Raw genomic sequence first — 19,007 nt, 5'->3', positions numbered from 1 at the left:
ACCGATAGCACAGGACTGCCCTGCTCCAGAAAGCTCAGCAATTGGAGCAGGTGGTTTCCGCGTCGCGTTGCTTGAAGAAATAGTCGCGCCCGATCGTGATCGACTTAACACCAGTGGAGGAGAGGTCCGTCATGAACATCAGCAATTCATGCGGGATGGAAAGCTCGACATGAATGAGAAAACTTTCCGCTACCAGCAAGCGTGTCGGAACCGCCACTGACGATCCAACGGCATAAGGCCTCTGATCTTTCTCATTCCATGACCAGGCGATTTTAGCCTGTTTCTGCTTGTCGATCGTGATACCGCTGATTGTCAGTTGCAGACCTTTCGTGCTGTAAGGCGCAAAGACAGCTGCCGCGACGTTCTGCATGTTTTTGAGATAGGCCTTGTCGACGGAGCCCGTTTTCGAGATCAGGTCGTTGATCGTGGCGGCGGCGCTCGTTGATCGCTTAAAAGTATTGTAGCCGATCGTAAGTTCGAAGGACGTCACATAAAGCGCGAGCAATATCGGGAAAAGGATTGCGAATTCTACCGCGCCAACGCCGCGGCGATCTTTTGCGAAGCGTGCAATGAGCGCGATGAGACGCAGTTTGCCGTTCATGACGGCGACCAACAACCCTGCCATTATGAGCCCCCGCTTGTGGTGTATTTCTCGTTCATGAAAGCATCGGTCGCGACAATGAGGAAATGCGAGGGCATCGATCCGTCAGCCGGACGTACTTTGGTGAGATACGGCCGGATGATATCGGCAGTAACGCGCCAGCGATAATAGACACGCAGCATGTTGATCGTCTCCGGGCCGCCCGGCTTGAAACCAAATTGTGATGTGTCGAGAACGTAATATTCGCCGGCAGGTCTCAAGGGTATCGTCGTTGGAATATCCTTGAAGGCGGTAAAGGAGCGAAGGTCGATATAGAGCTTCTGTTCCTGTTTGATCTCATCTGCCGAGCAGGTGATCATCACCGAAACTTCATTGCAGAAACTCTTGCGAAAATCCTCTTTTGAGATCGAACTGCTGATCTGCCCGGTGCGCAGACGCCGCGCCATATTCTCCGTGGCATTGGCGACGACCTGTTCCGCCATCATGGCGAGGAAGGTCTCGATGATCGCAAAAACGACGAGGAAATAGGGAATCGCGAGGATCGCGAATTCGATGGCCGCTGTCCCGTCTCGCGAGACGCCGAATTTTTCCAGCAATGGCTTCAGTCTGGCCAGTCGCATGTGGTGGTTTCGACCTCTAGAATATGCGCCAGGCGCAACCGTTGAATTTGTTGCGGACCATAACCAGCCGGTATTTACATTCAGTTACCTCGATATTTTATACTTTAGTGATTCACAAAAGTGGCACAGTCTATAAATGCAAAAGGCCAGACATATTGCCGGGCCTTCATTGAACAGGGATAAATGACCGCTTATTCAGCGTCCGCTTTCGACAGAACCTCAAGGGTGGGTGTCGAGGTGATGTTGTAGCCGCAATCCACATAATGGCATTCGCCCGTAACGCCGCGTGACATGCCCGACAGCAGGTAAAGCGCCGATCCGCCGATATCGTCGATATCTGCCGTCCGCCGTAGCGGCGCATTTTTCTGGTTCCAGGCGTAGATCGCACGCGCATCCGAGATGCCTGCACCTGCCAGTGTGCGGACCGGGCCGGCCGAGATGGCGTTGACGCGGATGTCGCGCGGACCGTAGTCAGCGGCGAGATAGCGAACGGACGCCTCAAGTGCAGCCTTGGCGACACCCATGACGTTGTAGTTCGGAATGACCCGCTGCGAACCATTATAGGTCAGCGTCAGCATGGATCCGCCATTTGTCATCAGTTCAGCGGCGCGCTTAGCGATTTCCGTGAACGAGAAACAGGAGATGACCATGGTGCGGCTGAAATTCTCGCGGGTGGTATCGGCGTAGAAACCTTTCAACTCGTTCTTGTCGGAAAAGCCGATGGCGTGAACAACGAAATCGAGCGAGCCCCACTTTTCCCGGATCGTCGCAAACAGCGCGTCGACCGACGCGATATCCTCGACATCGCAAGGCACGATGAAGTCGGACCCGAGTTCCGCGGCGAGCGGTTTCACGCGCTTGCCAAGTGCCTCTCCCTGATAGGTGAAGGCGAGTTCCGCGCCCTGTGCTGCGAGCGCCTTGGAGATACCCCAGGCGATCGAGTGATTGTTTGCGACGCCCATGATGAGGCCGCGTTTACCCTGCATGATGCCGTTCATGGGCAATTATCCGTTATGACGCTGGAAGACGAGCGTGGCGTTGGTGCCGCCGAAGCCGAAGGAATTGGAAAGGATGGTGTCGATCTTGGCGTTGTCGATGCGGTTGCGAACGATCGGAACGCCTGCAAATTCCGGGTCAAGCTCGGAAATATGCGCGCTTTCGCCGATGAAGCGTTCCTGCATCATCAGCAGGCCGTAGATCGATTCCTGAACGCCGGCAGCACCGAGCGAATGGCCGGTGAGCGATTTGGTCGACTGGATATGCGGGATCTTGTCGCCGAAGACTTCCCGGATCGCGCCGATTTCCTTGCTGTCGCCAACCGGCGTCGAGGTGCCGTGGGTATTGATGTAGTCGATATCGCCCTTGACGGTGGAAAGGGCCTGACGCATGCAGCGGATCGCGCCCTCGCCGGAAGGGGCCACCATGTCGTAACCGTCTGAGGTTGCGCCATAACCGACGATCTCGGCGTAGATTTTCGCGCCGCGCGCCTTTGCATGTTCCAGTTCCTCGAGAACCAGAACGCCCGCACCGCCGGCGATCACGAAACCGTCGCGGTTGACGTCATAGGCGCGCGAGGCAACGCCGGGTGTTTCGTTGTATTTGGACGACATCGCGCCCATGGCGTCGAAGAGGTTGGACATAGACCAGTCCAGATCCTCATGGCCGCCTGCGAACATCACGTCCTGCTTGCCCCACTGAATCATTTCGGCGGCGTTGCCGATGCAATGCGCCGAGGTCGAGCAGGCCGACGAGATGGAATAGTTGACGCCGTGGATCTTGAACCAGGTCGCAAGCGTGGCCGAGGCGGTCGAGGACATGGCCTTTGGTACGGCGAAGGGTCCGATGCGCTTCGGGCTGTTGTTCTTCAGCGTGATATCGGCGGCTTCAACGATGGTGCGGGTGGAGGGACCACCGGAGCCCATGATGATGCCGGTGCGCTCATTGCCGCTGATGTCGCTTTCTTCCAGACCGGAATCGGCGATCGCCTGCTTCATCGCGACATGGTTCCAGGCGCCGCCCTGCGAGAGGAAGCGCATGGCGCGGCGGTCGACCAGTTCCGTCGGGTCGAGAGACGGTTTGCCCCAGACCTGGCATTTGAAACCGTGTTCGGCGAAATCCGGCGAAAATGAAATGCCGGATTTGGCATCGCGCAGCGATGCGGTGACTTCAGCGGCATCACCGCCGATGGAAGAAACAATACCGAGGCCGGTGACAACAACTCGTCTCATGAAAGGGACCTTTTCTTAAGATTTCGGCTGGACGACCGAAGCCGCCCGGCTTTTGCCAGGACTTATTCCGTCTGCTTCAGGCGGCCTTTTCCTTCGATAGCCCGACACGAAGGTCAGTCGCCTGATAAATGGTTTCTCCATCCGCCTTCAGCCATCCGTCGGCGGTTCCAAGCACGAGACGACCGCGCATCACGCGCTTGAAGTCAATGCCGTACTGGAGGAGCTTGGTATTCGGGCGGACCATGCCCTTGAATTTGACTTCGCCGGTCGACAGCGCCATGCCGCGGCCTTCTTCACCCAGCCAGCCGAGGAAGAAGCCGGTCAGCTGCCACATGCCGTCAAGGCCGAGGCAGCCCGGCATGATCGGGTTGCCCTGGAAGTGGCAGGGAAAATACCAGTCGTCGGGGCTCACATCATATTCGGCGCGGATGAAACCCTTGTCGAACGCGCCGCCGGTTTCGGAAATTTCGGTGATGCGGTGAACCATGAGCATTGGGGGCAATGGAAGCTGGGCATTTCCCGGGCCGAACAATTCGCCGCGACCGCAGGAAAGGATCTCCTCATAATTGTAACTTGATTGCCTCGTTGCCATACCGCTTTCACTTCCCCAATTACTGGTGTTGATTGACTTCACTAGAGCAAGTTAGGTTCAAAATGAAGCGCTGCAAGGGCAGAGGCCGCTCAGCCCCCATATCTTTGTCTTCGAACCTTCTTTGCAGAAGTCATTACCTCAATATGCCGTCCGCATACAGGAACCATCCGGCAGGAACCAGAGGAAATTTGCAGGAATGGCCGGTTTGCGGCCATTTGCAGCACTGGACAGCGCTGAAACTATTGAAAGCATTCGCTGCAAAAGATATATGCTAATGCAATTGGCAAGTTTCACCCCTGTACTTGGAATGGGATTGCATGGCATTTGACGCCACACTGGATATCGGAACGAGGCTGCGGCGCTCGGGGCTGCGCCCCACGCGCCAGCGCGTGGCGCTGGGCGATCTCCTCTTCGCAAAGGGCGATCGCCACCTGACGGTTGAAGAGCTGCATGATGAGGCGGTTACCGCTGGCGTGCCGGTTTCTCTGGCAACGGTTTACAATACGCTGCATCAGTTCACCGAGGCCGGTCTCATCCGCGTTCTCGCCGTGGAGGGTGCCCGCACCTATTTCGACACCAATGTGTCCGATCACCATCACTTCTTCGTTGAGGGAGAGAACGAGGTTCTCGATATTCCCGTCAACAATCTCCAGATCGGCAATTTGCCCGAGGCGCCCGAGGGCATGGAAATCGCCCATGTGGACGTTGTCATCCGCCTTCGCCGCAAACGCGGCTGACGCTTTCGTCTGATACTGGATATGAAAATGGCGCCTGTAGGCGCCATTTCTGTTTTCAGGCGCCCTTGCGCTCATCTATCGACACATCACTTCAATATATCTTCCGGCCGTCTGCCGGGCTTGGCCTTGTAGGGTGGAAAAGTCCATCCGAAGATCAGTGCGCCCGAGCGGACGCCAAAAGCTGTCAGCACGCCAATACCTGATGCGACATAAAGCGGCGCACCGAGGAAATAGGTTCCGATGAAGATGGAAGAGCCCAAAAGGGCGCAGGTGATATAGACTTCAGGGCGCAGCAGCACGGATGGTTCGCCGGCGAGAATATCGCGCAGTACACCGCCGAACGTCGCCGTGAGAACGCCGGTGACGATGGCGACGGTTGCGGAGCCGCTGGCGGCGAGGCCCTTTGCCGCTCCCATGACGCAATAGGCGGAAAGGCCAATGGCATCGAGCCAGATCAGAACCCGATAGCGGGATTCGAAAAGATGTGCGGTGAAGAAGAGCAGAACCGCGACCGATACGCAGACGAGAATATAAGTGGGGTTCACCACCCAGAACACCGGCGCTCTGCCCAGCACAAGATCGCGCACCGTGCCGCCACCGATGCCGGTCGCTGCCGCGAAAAAAAGGAAGCCGATCAAATCAAGCTGCTTGCGTGAAGCTGCCAGTGCGCCGGTCGCGGCAAAGACGGCGACGCCGGCATAGTCGAGAAAACCCAGCAGTGTCATGAAAAGGTTCCCCCCGGAAAACTGAATGCAGGCGCGTCAGTGTCGCGCAAGCACTAAACTCTAGGCTGGCCGCCCGGATGATCGCAACATCCATAACCGAAACGGATGCAAAGGAAAATGCCGTGCGAATCGCTCTCGTTGTCGCTCTTCAGGCGCTGGTCCTCTTGATGTTTCCGGCGGCGCTGTCAGCACAGCAGCAGCTGGTGAACGATCCCGAGATCTATGAAAAGGATCATTTCCGCAACGAGTGCAAGGTAGCGGCCTTCGGCGATGATTTCGTCACCAGGCTGGATATCAACAATGACGGCCTGATGGATGCTGTCGTCAATCATGGTGTTCTGGATTGCGACGGCGAAAAGGGCCGCAGCTGCGATGAGGAAGGCTGCCCTTATAATTTTTACGTCCAGGTGAAAGAGGGCGGATATCTGATGATCGCGACGGCCCGGATATATGGCTACGATTTCATCAAGCGTTTCGGCAACATGGTCTTCGTACTGAAGATGCACCCGCGTTATTGCGAGCGCACCGACAAGGAACCCTGCCTGATGACGGTCAGGGTGCGCGGCACGAAGTTCGTCACCATTTCGCGCAAGTAACGGCGCAGCCTGTGACGGCAAGGGCGGTCACGGCACGATACGTCTTATTTTGACTCTTTGATTGTAGCGATGGCGTAGCGAACGCGGAATGACGAGGGTGGCAATGGCGACGGCGAAAACCGTTGCCGCGACCACCCAAAGGGCATCCGATTGAAGTGTTGCACCCAGCACCGCGCCGCAGATCGCCCCGCATATCATGCCGAGCCACGGCACGATCTGAATACCCCAATCGAGGCTCCGCTCGCCCAGGAGAAAACGGCCGATGCCGCGGCCGAAGCGGGAAAGAGCACCGGTCACATAGGTAAGGCCGATCGGTAGCCCCTCAATATGCTCGACCGCGGCATTGACCATGCCCATGGCGAAAACGACGAGATAAAACTGCGCGAGGGCGGCCTCATTGCGCAACAGCGCTGCAATTGCCATCAGCGCCCCCACGCCCGTGAGAACGGCAAAGATGCGCCGGTCGAATTTGTGTGCGACCACAATGCCCCCGGCATTGCCCGCCACGAAGGCAACGATTGCGAAAAGCAGTTTTACCGCATGGGAATAGATGCCCGCTTCCATCGAGACGGCGGCGCGCGTGGTGTTGCCGGTCATGAAGGATACGAAATCTCCGGAAATATAAAGACCCACCGCATCCGTCATCCCGGCAATGAAGGAAATGGCGGCGACGAGCGCAATGCCGGTTCCGGTGCGCCTTGCCCTGATGATGTTTCGACGTCTTTGTCTGGTCATGAAAAGCTCGATATGAAAAACAGCGGCCGATGCGCCGGGCCGTGCTATCCTATGTCTAGAATGCCGGAAGGCCCGTTTGCAATCTTTCCCGATGCGTTACCAGCCATTCCATTTTGTCTAGACAAATAGAAAATCCCTGCCTACGATGCCTCAAATAAAGCGATAAAAAATGTCGCACAAAAATAAATCAAAAGGGGTTCCGATCATGAAAAAAACGTGGGTTCTCGCCACAATCGCAGCGCTTGTTTCATCCGCTTCCGCCTATGCAGAAACATCTGTAACCATCGGCATGTCCGGCTGGACCGGCTTTGCGCCGCTGACACTTGCCAAGCAGGCGGGCATTTTCGAAAAAAATGGCCTGAAGGTCGATATCAAGAAAATTCCGCAGGCAAGCCGGCATCTGGCGCTTGCTTCCGGTGATATCCAGTGTGCCGCCACCACGGTCGAAACCTGGATCGCGTGGAATGCCAATGGTGTGAAATCCACCCAGATTTTCCAGATGGACAAGTCGCACGGTGCCGATGGCATTGCGGTGCGCAGTGACGTTTCGAAGGTCGCGGACCTCAAGGGCAAGACGGTTGCCGCTTCCGCACCGGGCACGTCCCCCTATTTCTTCCTTGCCTGGATACTCAAGGAAAACGGCCTCACCCTGAAGGATGTCAAGGTCGTCAACCTTGAGCCGGGACCGGCCGCGCAGGCATTTGTGGCTGGCCAGAACGATGCGGCCATGACCTATGAGCCCTATCTGTCCACCGTGCGCGCCGCGCCAGACAAGGGAAAAATCCTCGCCACGACGCTGGATTATCCCGCCGTCATGGATACGTTCGGCTGCACACCGGATTTCCTGAAGGACAATCCGCAGGCGGCGAAAGCCTTGGCGGACAGCTATTTCCAGGCTCTCGACCTCATCAAGTCCGACCCCGAAAAGTCCTATGAGACGATGGGAGCGGACGTGAAGCAGGCAGGAGAGGCATTCGCAGCCTCGGCAAAATTCCTGGAATGGCAGGACAAGGCCGCCAACCAGAAATTCTTCGAGGGCGAATTCAAGACATTCTCCGAAAAATCGGCTGATCTGCTTCTGGAAATCGGCGTGATAAAGGCGAAGCCCGATCTTTCGACACTCGCGGACACCTCCTTCATCAAGTAGCAGAAGCAGGCGGCTGCATTTTCCTTCGGGGACATTGCGGCTGTTCAGAAGCGTTACAGCGTCTTGTGCGTCATGGACGACGCACGGCGCTTTGATGGCGCGGCGTCAGAAGTGCCGCGCCGGTTCTCCAGACAGGCGACAGGATGCAACCTCTTCAACCCATAAAGAACAGCACGAGGATTTTTCTCGGCATTCTGTTCTTCGTGCTTTTTTTCTCCGCCTGGGGTTTTGCCACGCTGGGCGGTTTCGTATCGCCAACCTTTCTGGCCGACCCCATCACCATGCTCAAGGACGGCATCTATCTGCTGACCGATCAGGGATTTGCCGGCGATATAGGCATGACGATCTGGCGCGTGGTGGGCGGCTTCGTGCTGGCATCGCTCGTTGCCGTGCCGGTCGGCATCGCCATGGGGGCTTACAAGCCTGTCGAGGCGCTGCTTGAGCCCTTCGTATCTTTTGCGCGCTATCTTCCGGCTTCCGCCTTCGTGCCGCTGCTCATTCTCTGGGCCGGCATTGGCGAGATGCAGAAATTGCTGGTGATCTTCATTGGCGCGGTTTTCCAGATCATTCTGATGGTGGCCGTGGCGGTTGCTGGGACAAGACGCGATCTGGTGGAGGCGGCCTATACGCTGGGCGCGAAGGACCGGGGCGTGGTGCGCCGCGTTCTCATTCCCGCCAATGCGCCCGATATTGCTGAAATCCTCCGTCTCGTCCTCGGCTGGGCCTGGACCTACGTCATCGTTGCGGAGCTGATCGGCGCTTCCTCAGGCATTGGCTATATGATCATCAACAGCCAGGCGCTGATGGCGACCGGGCAGATCATCTTCGGCATCATCGTCATCGGTGTTATCGGACTTATTTCTGACTTCGCGTTCAAATCGCTGAACCGGAAGCTTTTCGCCTGGAGGCTTGCCTGATGAGCGAACTCGTTATCAAGGGCGTCAGCCGCACCTTTCCGGGTGTACAGGGCGGGCAGCCGACACTGGCCTTGCAGCCGACTGATCTGGATATCCCCCGCAATGATTTCGTGACCATTCTCGGCCCTTCGGGATGTGGAAAATCGACCCTGCTGCGCATTATCGCCGGTCTTGACCGCCCGACGACAGGTGAAGTCCTGCTATCCGGCAGGGCGGTTACGGGACCGGGTGCGGATCGTGGCATGGTGTTCCAATCCTACACGCTGTTTCCCTGGCTGACGATCCGCGAAAACGTCGCCTTCGGCCTGCGTGAACGCGGCGTGGCCGAGAAGGAGAAGTGGGAGATCGTCGATAGCTATATCGACAAGGTCGGCCTGCGCGGCTTCGAGAACCATTGGCCGAAACAACTGTCAGGCGGCATGCAGCAGAGAACGGCGATTGCCCGCGCCCTGGCGAACGGCCCGAAAATCCTGCTGCTCGACGAGCCTTTCGGCGCTCTCGACAACCAGACGCGCGGGCTGATGCAGGAATTGCTGCTGGGAATATGGGAGCGGGAGCAGAAGACGGTCATTTTCGTCACCCATGACATCGAGGAGGCGGTGTTCATGGCGTCGCGTGTGGTGACCATGTCCGCAAGGCCGGGGCGTATCAAGTCGATCACACCGGTCGACCTGCCGCATCCGCGCCACTACACGGTCAAGGCCAGCCCGGAATTTTCTGAGCTGCGCGCCAAGCTGACGGAGGAAATCCGCAGCGAGGCGATAGCCGCCGCTGCCCATGGATAGTTGATCCAGCGAAACGGGAGGATGGAAGCATCGGGATGAGGAGCACAGGCGCCGATCTTCAGGAAAAATCGTTGCACGAACGCATCCGCAATGATGTCGAGCGCCACATCATGTCGGGTGAGTGGCCGCCGGGGTATCGTATTCCCTTCGAACACGAGATGACCCGGCAATATGCCTGCTCGCGCATGACGGTGAACAAGGCTCTCAGCGAATTGGTGCAGCGTGGCCTGATTGAACGACGCCGCCGTCTCGGCACCTTCGTTCGCCAGCCCCATGCGCAATCGGCCGTGCTGGAAATCCACGACATCGAACGGGAAGTGCAGGCGCTCGGCCTGGTTTACAGCTACCGTCTCGACAAGCGACGCCTGCGCCCTGCGGGTGAAAAAGACGGCGCGGCCATGGCGCTTGCCGCCGGTGCCCGGGTTCTGGAACTTACCTGCACGCATTTTGCCGGCGGTGTTCCTTTTTGCCTTGAGGAACGCATCATTAATGTCACCGCCGTTCGCGATGCGGAATTTGCGGATTTTTCGCAGATCGGGCCGGGAACTTGGCTGCTGAAAATGGTGCCCTGGAGTGCCGCCGAACATCGCATCAGCGCCGTTTCCGCCGACCGCAAAAATGCGGCGGCGCTGGGGATAACTTCAGGTGCGGCGTGTCTGGTCATTGACCGCCGCACCTGGCATGGAACGGACTATGTCACCCGTGTCCGCGTGACCTATCCCGGCGACCGCCACGCCCTCGTGGCGCAATTTTCGCCTTCGCAGACCAGTTGAAGGCCTTAGGCCGGTCAATTTTTTGTAAAGAAGAGTTTACGGGTCGTCTTTTGACAATATAATAGTTGTCAAAAGAACTCAGGTTTATTATCGGAACGTCAAGCTTTCACGACGGTATCCGTTAGGGCCCCGGTTTTCGTAAAACCGGTCAATCAGCGGATGAGTTCATCGACGGAAATCCGGGATAAAAATTATGTCAGCTGTGACCTCAACTTCTTCCGCGTCCTTCACCAAGGCAAACAAAACACGGCATATCTCACTTGCCATGACGGCCGCCTTGCTGGCCGGCTTGAGTGCCGGAGCGGTTTTTGCTCAGTCGGCATCTGACACCCAGTCAGCCCCCGCAACGGAAACGGTTCAGCCCGCGCAGCAGCCGGCGGAAGCCCCGGCGACGCCGAGCGCCCCGGCGATCCAGCCGGCACCACCTTCCGCTGCCGCACCGGAACAACCGGCCGCCGCGCAGCCCGCACCGGCACAGTCTGCGCCTGCCGCAGGTAACCCCGCGCCGGCGGCTGAAGGTGTTGTGCCGCAGCCGACACAGGCTGAACAGCCCGCACCAACGAACGCTACGGCCGCGCCGAACGAAGTCTCCACCCCGATTGAACCGGTAAGCACCGAGCCTGCTAGTGCCGAACATCGTGCGGACATTCCGCACAACCTGTCCCCCTGGGGCATGTTCATGGCGGCAGACTGGGTCGTGAAGGGTGTGATGATCGGTCTCGCCTTCGCATCACTCGTCACCTGGACAGTGTGGGTTGCGAAATCGATCGAACTTGCCGGTGCGCGCGTGCGCGCCGGTGCGACGCTCAAGGTCATCCGCCGGGCAAAAACCCTGAACGAGGCGACCGAGGCTGTCGAGAAAAAGGGCGGACCGGCAGCCTTGATGCTGCGTATGGCAACCCACGAAATGCAGCTTTCCGATGCGGTGATCGAACACACGGACGGCGGCGGCATCAAGGAGCGTGTGTCTTCGGCCCTGTCGCGCATCGAGACCCATGCCGGTCGCCGCATGTCGCGCGGAACGGGTGTTCTGGCGACCATCGGTTCCACCGCTCCCTTCGTCGGCCTGTTTGGTACCGTCTGGGGCATCATGAACTCCTTTATCAGCATTTCGGAATCGCAGACCACCAACCTCGCCGTCGTGGCTCCCGGCATTGCCGAAGCGCTGCTTGCCACCGCCATCGGTCTCGTTGCCGCTATTCCGGCGGTGGTGATCTACAACGTCTTTGCCCGCTCCATTACCGGCTACCGCCATCTGCTGGCGGACGCAGCCGCAGGCGTGGAACGCCTCGTCAGCCGCGATCTCGATTTCCGCCGCATTCCGCCGGGCAGCACCAGCAAGCCCGCAGTGTCACTCGTCGGACGGTGATCGGTCATGGCTGGCGGTATTCGCGAAAATAGCGGAGACGATCTCTCCGAAAACCACGAGATCAACGTCACACCTTTTATCGACGTGATGCTGGTTCTGCTCATCATCTTCATGGTCGCCGCGCCATTGGCGACGGTGGATGTGAATGTCGATCTTCCCGCATCCACGGCCAAGCCGGCGGAGCGCCCGGAAGAGCCGCTTTATCTGACGGTGAAGGACGATCTGTCTCTCAATCTCGGCAATGATACGGTTTCCCGGGAGGCGCTTGCAGCCTCGATCGACAGGCAGACGGGCGGCAAGAAGGATACGCGTATCTTCCTGCGCGCCGACAAGGCCGTCGACTATGGCCACTTCATGGAAATCATGAACCTGCTCAGGGACGCCGGATATCTGAAGATCGCCCTGGTGGGTCTGGAAAATGCGGCTGCGACATCGCAGCCTGCCGGTTCGGTGCAGCCCCTTGGCCAACCCGTAAGCCAGCCTGCAGCGCCGGGAACGGCGCCATGACTGAAAACGGCTACCCGCAGTCCCGACATTCCCGTCTGGGGGAAGTGACGCTGTGGTCCGCCGCGGCGCTGCTCATGCTGGGCGTTCATGCCGGGTTTGCCTATTACCTGATGCAGGAACCCGAGGAGCTGGATGCCGGCGGGCCGCCGCCTGCCGCGATCATGATCGAAATGGCGGCGATACCGGAAGCGGTGAACACCGAGGAAACCACGCCGGCGCAGGATGTTGAAGACGCCGAAGAGGTAAAGAGCGACAACAGCCAGCCGGTGGAGGAAGTCACCCCGGAGGAGCCGCCGCCACCTGAGCCGGTTGTGGAAACGCCGCCGCCGGAACCCGTGCAGCCGCCGGAACCTCCGGTCGAGGAGGTCGTCGAACCGCAGGAAATTCCTGAACCGGTGGAGCCGATCGATCCCGTGCAGGAGCAGATGATGGCGGAACTCGAAAATGTCGAGGTTCCCTTGCCCGTCATCCGGCCACCGCCGCCGCCGGTCGAAAAGAAGGTGGAAAAGAAAGAACCGGAAGACAAGAAGAAGGTCGAGCGCCAGCGCCCCAAACCGCAACAGGCATCGGAACTGCGCGAAACGGCCAAGGCCGAGACACAGCAATCCGACCGAACCGCGGCATCGCGCAACAATGCCGGTTTCTTCTCGTCGTCTTCCGCCTCGCCTGCAAAGTGGGGATCGAAGGTCCGCTCGCATATCCAGCGGCGTAAACCCCGTTCGCTTCGCAGCGACGCGATGACAGCGACCGTCAGGTTCCGGGTTAACGATGCAGGCGCCATAAGCGGGGTCAGTGTGGTGCAGTCCACGGGTGATTCCTCGATCGACCAGCAGATCGCGGCCTGGATCCAGAGCGCATCACCGGTGCCCGCGCCGCCGCCGGACGCAAACAAGACAATCACCTTGCCGATCAGCATCCGCTAGATCGATTCCAGCAAAACCAAGTCGCGGTTTTGCTGGAATCAGCTCCGGCCTTAAATGCCGCATTCCTGACGAGAGTGTGCATGCTTGGCCGATCTTCTCGAGAAGATGGGTCTGAATTGCATTTCGCGAATGTTTTCGATGGTGTAGGTCTTGTCGACTTAACACGCAGAGGCATTCCGGAATGAAATTCTCAATCGCAGAGGCGGAGGATCTCGTATCCTCTATCTTTGAGCGCAACGGCGTTCTGCCGCAAAATGCCCGCTCCGTGGCAAAAGCGCTCGTCGCATCCGAGGCCGCAGGCCAGAGCGGCCACGGTTTTCGCCGCATCCCCGTTTATGTCCGCCAGGCGCGGGTCGGAAAGGTCAATGGCAATGCCCGGCCGGTCGTGACGCGCGTCAAGCCGGGTGTCCTGTCGATCGATGCCAATCACGGCTACGCCTATCCGGCGATCGACTGCGCCCTGCAGGAACTGCCTGATATGGTTCGGCAGCAGGGCATCGCGCTCGCTGCGATCCATCGCTCCCATCATGCCGGCGTCATGGCGCTCACCGTCGAACGTCTTGCGGACATGGGTCTTGTGGCGCTGATGTTCGCCAATGCGCCGGCATCCATGGCGCCTTGGGGCGGCAGCAAACCGCTCTATGGCACCAATCCGATTGCATTCGCCACCCCGGTTGGCGGCGCCGATCCGCTGGTGATCGATCTGGCTCTGTCCAAGGTGGCGCGTGGAAAGATCATGGCAGCACGCCAGAAGGGTGAAACCATTCCGGGTGACTGGGCGCTCGATAGAAACGGCCGGCCGACGACCGATCCCGAAGAAGCCATTGAGGGAACGATGGTACCTGCGGGCGAAGCCAAGGGTGCTGCGCTGGCGCTGATGGTGGAGATCATGGCAGCCGCGCTGACCGGCGGAAACTTCGCATTTGAAGCCTCCTCCCTTCTGGATGACAAGGGTGCTCCGCCCTCGCTGGGCCACACGATCATCGCCATAGATCCGGTGTCGTCGGGCGGCGCCGGCTTTGTCGAGCGGCTGGCGCTCATCGCCGGCGAGATAGAGAAGCAGGAAAATGTGCGTTTGCCCGGCCGACGCAGCCAGGGTGTCCGCCGGCAGGCGCTGGAAAGCGGCATTGTCGTCGAGAGCGATATTCTCGCCGAAATTCAGTCACTTTGACGAATTGAAAAATAAAAACCCGGCGGATCGGATGATCCGCCGGGCAAACCGTTCATGGCTGCTTTAAACCTGCGTCGATACGGATCGAAAATCATTTCCGATCCGCTTTTGGTCCGCCATCCTTCCATCGAAAGGGAAGGATTCTGACGCAGAAAGCCGCTCATTCGGTTTTGGCTTACGGGAAGGGGGACGATTTCGCGTAAGCTTCTGGAGCAGCGTCAGCAAAAGCCTTTCTTGGTTTCGCATTCGAAGCTGCCCGGGGGGAACGAATTGTTACGGGTTTCGATCAGACATCCTGTTCAATAAGGCCGCGCAACAGGGCGATGCTGACGGCATTCAGCAGATTGGCCGCGCCCAGCCTGTGGCGCACCCGCTCCAGCGTATCCTTCACGTCGGCTTCATCCGCGCCGGTCATCAAGGCGACATGCGAGGGGTGTTTGCCCCGCGCCACAAGCCCCAGATAGTGCCGTTCACGATCCGAAAGGACGATTTCACGGGTTTGGTGATGTTCATGCGGCATTTTTGAAGACATGTTCTTTTAGCCTCAAAAGAGATCGACCTTCCCGGAGCGCGATCAGGGTCCATTATAAATTTTGATCCCTTAAACCGGCTCGCAAACCGCTGCGTTTGCTTGTGAGCAGGAACGCCAATCTCGGCCAAGAGGTTTCGTCAGGCATCAGGAATTCTGCAATAAACGGCCGCTTTCGCAGCCAGCCGGTCCCGACATGGACGTCATCCTCGGCAATGGAAGAATTGCTGCATCATCATCTGCAGGAACCGGAATTGGTTTCTGTAGAGAACGATGCGAAAATTCAAAGCTTTGGAATGTTTGTCGTCATACCCGAAGGGACACGCGGCGCTCTATTAGGCGATATCCCGTATCAGGAGAATAACATCTCGCGCCAAGTTCTGCGTCTTTATTGTTATGTTTTGACACAGAAATGCATTAGCGCTGATATATTTTACAAATTTATTTTGTAATTGCGAAATATTGATGCCGGAAATGCGCCTTATCCGGCGGAATGATGCGCATGTTTCCTGCGAATATCGGTGGGCGTTGCCCCGAACCAGCGGGAAACGGAGCGCGAAAACGCGCCCGGTGTCGAATAGCCGAGCCTGTAACTGATGTCGGAGACGGGGAGATCGCTCTCCACCAGTAGCTTGAAGCCTGCATTCTTGCGAATGGCGTCCTTTATCTCGTTGAGATTTGTTCCAAGCTCGGCGAGCCGTCGTTGAAAACTGCGTTCCGAGAGGTTGAAATAGGGGGCGATTTCACTGAGCGAAAGTTCCGCATCCGAGAGCCGTACCTGCATGTAGCGTTTCACCTGATCGATGAAATGTGTCGCATCCGCCGATGTTTCCGGTCGCAGCATCCGGCACTGCAAATTCATCAATTCAAACAGCCGCTCATCCGCATTCGGATTGACCACATCGAGAAGCGATGCCGGCAGACGCATCGTATGGATGGGCTGGGAAAAACTGACGCGCTTGCTCATTCTTTCCTTAAATAGCTGAATATTATAAGGTTTCTGCCGCTCCAGACCAATCTCTATCTGGTTGATCCGTTCCCCGAGAATATCGCGAAGGCGCTGAATCAGAACCGCGAGCGATAGATCCACATATTGATCACGTTTGGCGATCACCGGTGCAAAGGACCATGAAAGCGTCACCTGCGCGTCATCAGCCACCATGGTGAAATTGCTGTTATTGGTCGCGTAATAAACGTGGTCCTGAAGAAACCGCAGGAAAGCCCGCACCGTCGGCGCGCTCATCAGGCCGTATCCGAATGCGCCGGAAGCGCCGGCTGGAAAGGTGGAAGCGCATTGCAGGCCGAAGGTGTCGTCCCCGGAAATCAGCGCGCAGGTTTCGAGCAGGCGGCATAATCTGTCGAGGCTGATACGCTCCGTCAGGCTGTCAAATGTGGCGGGATCGATGTCGAGAGCCTTGCAGATGGGGGCGATATCGATGCCCCGCGACCTCGCATAATTGCCGACGCCGGCGGCCAGACCGGCTACCACAGTTATCTCGTCGCTGAGCCTCTTGTCGGGCATCCCTCGCCTTGGCGTACCATGTTTGGAAATTGTCGCCTGATGGTAAGCCTTGCAAGACCTTTTGTCGAGCGGTCCGGCTGGGGGATTTTAGACGCGGCCGAGGCAGGCGCTCTGTTCCAGCACCTGCATGATGGTTTGGCCCGCATCCTCGATGGCGCCGCTATTATCCACCGTCGTCACGTCGAAATCTCCGGTCACCGCAAGCGAGCTACGCTCCAGCCGCCGGAGGATATCCTCCCGGCTTTCCCGCCCACGCTGCTCCAGCCGCCGCGCCAGCACCTCCGGCCGCGCGACGATATTCACGACCTTGAGGCGCGAAAAGGCGGTGCCGAAATGGGGCAGGGCCGAGCGGGAACCGTTGGCGATGACCACGTCTCCCGCATCGAGATGGCGGTGGACTGCGGCAGGGATACCATATTTCAGCCCGTGCGCCTGCCAGGAGACAGCGAAAGCGCCCTCATCCTGCAGCCGGTTGAACTCGGCCATGGAGACGGCATCATGATTTTCGCCGCCAGCATCACCGCTGCGGGTAATGACCCGGCGGGTAAAGTAGAAGCCCGGTCGTCCGGACAATTGCGTTGCCGCGTACTCCATGAGCGTATCCTTGCCGGCCCCGCTCGGGCCGACAATCACGATCATGGTTCCGGGTGATACGCTCTCACCCGAATTATCCCGCCCGCCATTTGTCATGCGACACGTTTGCCCTGACGCCAGACGGCACGCGCAACGGGCACGCCATCTTCGCGGTGAACCCTGACGAGGTCGGCCCGTAGTCCCGCTGCGATGCGACCGCGATCAAGAAGACCCACCGTTCGTGCCGGCGTGGCGCTGACCATGCGCAGTGCTTCCGGCAGGGTGATGGCCTCCACCTGGTCGGCGAGCAGGAACGGCGCGTAAAGCAGGCTGAACGGCACGTAGTCGGAAGAAAGAACGTCCAGCACACCCAGCTCGGCAAGATCGCGGGCGGCGATATTGCCGGAGTGGGACTTGCCGCGGACGATGTTCGGCGCGCCCATCAACACGCTCATGCCGGCGCTGTGCGAGGCTTTTGCGGCTTCGACGCTGGTCGGAAACTCCGCCAGCTTCACACCATGTCCGATCGCTTCGCCCACATGCGCTTCGGTCGCGTCGTCATGGCTTGCAACGGTGATGCCACGCTCGGCGCAGCGAGCGGCAAGATAATCCCGGTGCTTGGCGGAAAATTCTGCCGATGCGGTTTGCCGCCGTCTGACGAACTCCGCGAAGGCCTCGTCGCTCAGTCCGCGCTTCTTCTGATAATAGAAGATATACTGCTCCATCGACTGGAACTGGCGCTGCCCCGGGGAGTGATCCATCATCGAAATCAGCCGCACGCGGGGATCGGTTTCGAAGTCTTCGAAATGCTCCAGAACATCTGATGACGCCACTTCACAGCGCAGATGCAGCATGTGGTCTGCCCGCAGACGGTTCTGATCGGCCGCAGCTTCGATGGCATCTGCCATTTCCCGCATTTCGCCCTTCTTGAAGCCGCCATCTTCGTCGGAGCCGAGACGCAGGCAGTCGAAGACAGTGGTAATGCCTGAGGATGCGACCTGCGCGTCATGGGCCTGGATGGCCGCGATCTTGTCCCAGAGTACGCCCGGGCGCGGCGAATAATGCTGCTCCAGATGGTCGGTATGCAGCTCTACGAGACCGGGAATGAGAAAATCGCCTTCGAGATCCTCTCCGGTCTTTGAAGCGCCTTCGCTGATATCGGCGATCTTGCCGTCACGGATCAGAACGGATCCCAGAATAATATCGTCTTCTAAAACGATGCGGGCATTGGAAAGGGCGTGCTCGGTCATGGGTCGGCATCTTTCTTTGGCTGCTGGCCAAGCGGGTGCCAGCGATGAACGGTAAAGGGTGCGCCGCGCGTTTCTTCAATGAACAAAGCGAGGCCGGAAATGGTGAGAGGCTTGTCGACGAACTCGGAAAACCGCGCCGAAAGCACGTCCTGCATGGCGGGCGCGTCACTTTCGTCGATGCGGCCCGTCAGCGTCATATGAAAGCGGAAATCATCCATGACATGCGGATAACCCCAAAGCGACAGATTTTGCCGCTGGCTTTCCGTCAGGTTTTGCGGCCGGCGCCGGGCAATATCGGTCTCCGACAGGGGCGCGCGGAACCGGTCGAAATGGTCAACGATCTCGGCGGCAAAATCCTGCAGCGGCTGATAGGTGCGATCCGGCACGAGCGCGAAAAACGGACCAAGCGCGCCGACGACGATAGGCGGAATCTCGAAGGCGGACTGGCTGGCGGCAAAGTCTTCGACGGCTGCGACAAGCTCTGCTTCGCTGTATTTTTCGGCAAGCTCGAAGGGTGCCTTCAGGGTCGCATGAAAACCGTAACGGCGAGGTTCCGCGGTCATTTCAGCATAGGCGTCGTGGTCATCATGCTGCGTGCCGGAAAATGCATTGCGCCCGAGCCAGCGCGACGCCGCTTCGGTTAGCGGATGATCTTTAGCCGGAGAAAAATAGATGGCGTAGCGCACGGCAAGCACTCTTCAGTGTCA

General features: G+C 58.5%; 23 protein-coding genes. 10 read left to right on the top strand and 13 right to left on the bottom strand.

Going from position 1 to position 19,007, the window contains the following annotated elements; translation table 11 throughout:
* Window positions 1-34: 34 nt before the first annotated feature.
* The 5 genes from OK142_RS19600 to fabA form a co-directional block, all read right to left on the bottom strand.
* Entirely contained in the window at window positions 35-628 is a 594-nt protein-coding gene (locus tag OK142_RS19600; protein WP_409528208.1) for a TadE/TadG family type IV pilus assembly protein, read from the bottom strand.
* A complete protein-coding gene (locus tag OK142_RS19595; protein ID WP_082183429.1) occupies window positions 625-1,221 on the bottom strand; it encodes a TadE/TadG family type IV pilus assembly protein in 597 nt (198 codons plus the stop codon). Before OK142_RS19595 ends, OK142_RS19600 begins: the two co-directional genes overlap by 4 nt.
* A 191-nt stretch (window positions 1,222-1,412) precedes the next feature.
* Complete coding sequence (gene fabI, locus OK142_RS19590; protein WP_003493126.1) at window positions 1,413-2,219, bottom strand: enoyl-ACP reductase FabI; 807 nt, start codon at window positions 2,217-2,219, stop codon at window positions 1,413-1,415.
* Between the two features lie 6 nt (window positions 2,220-2,225).
* Window positions 2,226-3,449 carry a beta-ketoacyl-ACP synthase I gene (fabB, locus tag OK142_RS19585; protein WP_216330492.1) on the bottom strand — a complete coding sequence of 408 codons (1,224 nt, stop codon included), beginning with the start codon at window positions 3,447-3,449 and terminating at the stop codon, window positions 2,226-2,228.
* A 76-nt stretch (window positions 3,450-3,525) separates the two neighbouring features.
* Window positions 3,526-4,041, bottom strand: coding sequence for a 3-hydroxyacyl-[acyl-carrier-protein] dehydratase FabA (gene fabA / locus OK142_RS19580; RefSeq protein WP_035241402.1), 516 nt, complete (start codon window positions 4,039-4,041; stop codon window positions 3,526-3,528).
* 317 nt (window positions 4,042-4,358) lie between these two features.
* Between fabA and irrA the strand changes: the two genes are divergently transcribed.
* A complete protein-coding gene (gene irrA / locus OK142_RS19575) occupies window positions 4,359-4,778 on the top strand; it encodes an iron response transcriptional regulator IrrA (RefSeq protein ID WP_003493135.1) in 420 nt (139 codons plus the stop codon).
* Window positions 4,779-4,864: 86 nt separating this feature from the next.
* On the opposite strand, the gene OK142_RS19570 is transcribed toward irrA, so the two are convergent.
* Window positions 4,865-5,503, bottom strand: a complete 639-nt coding sequence (locus tag OK142_RS19570) for a trimeric intracellular cation channel family protein (protein WP_003493136.1) — start codon at window positions 5,501-5,503, stop codon at window positions 4,865-4,867.
* Window positions 5,504-5,580: 77 nt separating this feature from the next.
* Here OK142_RS19570 and OK142_RS19565 point away from each other — a divergent pair, with 77 nt between their 5' ends.
* Entirely contained in the window at window positions 5,581-6,099 is a 519-nt protein-coding gene (locus tag OK142_RS19565) for a hypothetical protein (RefSeq protein ID WP_498684684.1), read from the top strand.
* A gap of 27 nt (window positions 6,100-6,126) precedes the next feature.
* Here OK142_RS19565 and OK142_RS19560 read toward each other — a convergent pair whose 3' ends face one another.
* Entirely contained in the window at window positions 6,127-6,834 is a 708-nt protein-coding gene (locus OK142_RS19560) for a YoaK family protein (protein WP_137038476.1), read from the bottom strand.
* A gap of 205 nt (window positions 6,835-7,039) precedes the next feature.
* Here OK142_RS19560 and OK142_RS19555 point away from each other — a divergent pair, with 205 nt between their 5' ends.
* The 8 genes from OK142_RS19555 (at window position 7,040) to OK142_RS19520 (ending at window position 14,426) form a co-directional block, all read left to right on the top strand.
* Complete coding sequence (locus OK142_RS19555) at window positions 7,040-7,981, top strand: ABC transporter substrate-binding protein (RefSeq protein WP_137038477.1); 942 nt, start codon at window positions 7,040-7,042, stop codon at window positions 7,979-7,981.
* A gap of 143 nt (window positions 7,982-8,124) precedes the next feature.
* The gene (locus OK142_RS19550; protein WP_003493144.1) at window positions 8,125-8,898 is read left to right on the top strand and encodes an ABC transporter permease; all 774 of its coding nucleotides are present in this window, start codon (window positions 8,125-8,127) and stop codon (window positions 8,896-8,898) included.
* Window positions 8,898-9,683, top strand: coding sequence for an ABC transporter ATP-binding protein (locus OK142_RS19545; RefSeq protein WP_003493146.1), 786 nt, complete (start codon window positions 8,898-8,900; stop codon window positions 9,681-9,683). Before OK142_RS19550 ends, OK142_RS19545 begins: the two co-directional genes overlap by 1 nt.
* Before the next feature lie 35 nt (window positions 9,684-9,718).
* The gene (hutC, locus tag OK142_RS19540; RefSeq protein ID WP_498684680.1) at window positions 9,719-10,456 is read left to right on the top strand and encodes a histidine utilization transcriptional repressor HutC; all 738 of its coding nucleotides are present in this window, start codon (window positions 9,719-9,721) and stop codon (window positions 10,454-10,456) included.
* A gap of 193 nt (window positions 10,457-10,649) precedes the next feature.
* Complete coding sequence (gene exbB / locus OK142_RS19535) at window positions 10,650-11,825, top strand: tonB-system energizer ExbB (RefSeq protein ID WP_498684679.1); 1,176 nt, start codon at window positions 10,650-10,652, stop codon at window positions 11,823-11,825.
* Between the two features lie 6 nt (window positions 11,826-11,831).
* Window positions 11,832-12,332: a TonB system transport protein ExbD gene (gene exbD, locus OK142_RS19530; protein WP_003493153.1), complete on the top strand. Its 501-nt coding sequence runs from the start codon at window positions 11,832-11,834 to the stop codon at window positions 12,330-12,332.
* On the top strand, window positions 12,329-13,255 hold the full coding sequence (locus OK142_RS19525) for a TonB family protein (RefSeq protein ID WP_313607496.1): 927 nt from the start codon (window positions 12,329-12,331) through the stop codon (window positions 13,253-13,255). Before exbD ends, OK142_RS19525 begins: the two co-directional genes overlap by 4 nt.
* 181 nt (window positions 13,256-13,436) lie before the next feature.
* Window positions 13,437-14,426, top strand: a complete 990-nt coding sequence (locus OK142_RS19520; RefSeq protein ID WP_498684678.1) for an Ldh family oxidoreductase — start codon at window positions 13,437-13,439, stop codon at window positions 14,424-14,426.
* Here the strand turns inward: OK142_RS19520 and OK142_RS19515 are convergent.
* The 6 genes from OK142_RS19515 to OK142_RS19490 all read right to left on the bottom strand — a co-directional run bounded on the left by OK142_RS19515 (window position 14,414) and on the right by OK142_RS19490 (window position 18,995).
* Complete coding sequence (locus OK142_RS19515; protein WP_158001519.1) at window positions 14,414-14,590, bottom strand: hypothetical protein; 177 nt, start codon at window positions 14,588-14,590, stop codon at window positions 14,414-14,416. The two genes, OK142_RS19520 and OK142_RS19515, sit on opposite strands and share 13 nt — an antisense overlap.
* Window positions 14,591-14,712: 122 nt before the next feature.
* Entirely contained in the window at window positions 14,713-14,958 is a 246-nt protein-coding gene (locus OK142_RS19510; RefSeq protein ID WP_498684676.1) for a transcriptional regulator, read from the bottom strand.
* Between the two features lie 478 nt (window positions 14,959-15,436).
* Window positions 15,437-16,477, bottom strand: a complete 1,041-nt coding sequence (locus OK142_RS19505; RefSeq protein ID WP_498684674.1) for an AraC family transcriptional regulator — start codon at window positions 16,475-16,477, stop codon at window positions 15,437-15,439.
* Between the two features lie 87 nt (window positions 16,478-16,564).
* Window positions 16,565-17,167, bottom strand: a complete 603-nt coding sequence (phnN, locus tag OK142_RS19500) for a phosphonate metabolism protein/1,5-bisphosphokinase (PRPP-forming) PhnN (RefSeq protein WP_498684671.1) — start codon at window positions 17,165-17,167, stop codon at window positions 16,565-16,567.
* A complete protein-coding gene (locus tag OK142_RS19495; RefSeq protein ID WP_216330504.1) occupies window positions 17,164-18,300 on the bottom strand; it encodes an alpha-D-ribose 1-methylphosphonate 5-triphosphate diphosphatase in 1,137 nt (378 codons plus the stop codon). Before OK142_RS19495 ends, phnN begins: the two co-directional genes overlap by 4 nt.
* Complete coding sequence (locus OK142_RS19490; RefSeq protein ID WP_498684669.1) at window positions 18,297-18,995, bottom strand: DUF1045 domain-containing protein; 699 nt, start codon at window positions 18,993-18,995, stop codon at window positions 18,297-18,299. The genes OK142_RS19495 and OK142_RS19490 overlap by 4 nt, the downstream gene beginning before the upstream one ends.
* Between the last annotated feature and the right edge of the window lie 12 nt (window positions 18,996-19,007).

This window comes from Agrobacterium sp. BT-220-3 (genome assembly GCF_025910175.1).
Lineage (GTDB): Bacteria > Pseudomonadota > Alphaproteobacteria > Rhizobiales > Rhizobiaceae > Agrobacterium > Agrobacterium oryzihabitans.
Note: the sequence above shows the minus strand (reverse complement) of the source record. Positions and strands in the feature narration are given on the sequence as shown.

What these genes read in the sequence shown, in the direction of transcription:
- OK142_RS19595 (WP_082183429.1), bottom strand. Translation starts at nt 1,221, where the DNA reads ATGCGACTGGCCAGACTGAAGCCATTGCTGGAAAAATTCGGCGTCTCG.
- fabI (WP_003493126.1), bottom strand. Translation starts at nt 2,219, where the DNA reads ATGAACGGCATCATGCAGGGTAAACGCGGCCTCATCATGGGCGTCGCA.
- fabB (WP_216330492.1), bottom strand. Translation starts at nt 3,449, where the DNA reads ATGAGACGAGTTGTTGTCACCGGCCTCGGTATTGTTTCTTCCATCGGC.
- fabA (WP_035241402.1), bottom strand. Translation starts at nt 4,041, where the DNA reads ATGGCAACGAGGCAATCAAGTTACAATTATGAGGAGATCCTTTCCTGC.
- irrA (WP_003493135.1), top strand. Translation starts at nt 4,359, where the DNA reads ATGGCATTTGACGCCACACTGGATATCGGAACGAGGCTGCGGCGCTCG.
- OK142_RS19570 (WP_003493136.1), bottom strand. Translation starts at nt 5,503, where the DNA reads ATGACACTGCTGGGTTTTCTCGACTATGCCGGCGTCGCCGTCTTTGCC.
- OK142_RS19565 (WP_498684684.1), top strand. Translation starts at nt 5,581, where the DNA reads ATGATCGCAACATCCATAACCGAAACGGATGCAAAGGAAAATGCCGTG.
- OK142_RS19560 (WP_137038476.1), bottom strand. Translation starts at nt 6,834, where the DNA reads ATGACCAGACAAAGACGTCGAAACATCATCAGGGCAAGGCGCACCGGA.
- OK142_RS19555 (WP_137038477.1), top strand. Translation starts at nt 7,040, where the DNA reads ATGAAAAAAACGTGGGTTCTCGCCACAATCGCAGCGCTTGTTTCATCC.
- OK142_RS19550 (WP_003493144.1), top strand. Translation starts at nt 8,125, where the DNA reads ATGCAACCTCTTCAACCCATAAAGAACAGCACGAGGATTTTTCTCGGC.
- OK142_RS19545 (WP_003493146.1), top strand. Translation starts at nt 8,898, where the DNA reads ATGAGCGAACTCGTTATCAAGGGCGTCAGCCGCACCTTTCCGGGTGTA.
- hutC (WP_498684680.1), top strand. Translation starts at nt 9,719, where the DNA reads ATGAGGAGCACAGGCGCCGATCTTCAGGAAAAATCGTTGCACGAACGC.
- exbB (WP_498684679.1), top strand. Translation starts at nt 10,650, where the DNA reads ATGTCAGCTGTGACCTCAACTTCTTCCGCGTCCTTCACCAAGGCAAAC.
- exbD (WP_003493153.1), top strand. Translation starts at nt 11,832, where the DNA reads ATGGCTGGCGGTATTCGCGAAAATAGCGGAGACGATCTCTCCGAAAAC.
- OK142_RS19525 (WP_313607496.1), top strand. Translation starts at nt 12,329, where the DNA reads ATGACTGAAAACGGCTACCCGCAGTCCCGACATTCCCGTCTGGGGGAA.
- OK142_RS19520 (WP_498684678.1), top strand. Translation starts at nt 13,437, where the DNA reads ATGAAATTCTCAATCGCAGAGGCGGAGGATCTCGTATCCTCTATCTTT.
- OK142_RS19515 (WP_158001519.1), bottom strand. Translation starts at nt 14,590, where the DNA reads ATGAGCGGCTTTCTGCGTCAGAATCCTTCCCTTTCGATGGAAGGATGG.
- OK142_RS19510 (WP_498684676.1), bottom strand. Translation starts at nt 14,958, where the DNA reads ATGTCTTCAAAAATGCCGCATGAACATCACCAAACCCGTGAAATCGTC.
- OK142_RS19505 (WP_498684674.1), bottom strand. Translation starts at nt 16,477, where the DNA reads ATGCCCGACAAGAGGCTCAGCGACGAGATAACTGTGGTAGCCGGTCTG.
- phnN (WP_498684671.1), bottom strand. Translation starts at nt 17,167, where the DNA reads ATGACAAATGGCGGGCGGGATAATTCGGGTGAGAGCGTATCACCCGGA.
- OK142_RS19495 (WP_216330504.1), bottom strand. Translation starts at nt 18,300, where the DNA reads ATGACCGAGCACGCCCTTTCCAATGCCCGCATCGTTTTAGAAGACGAT.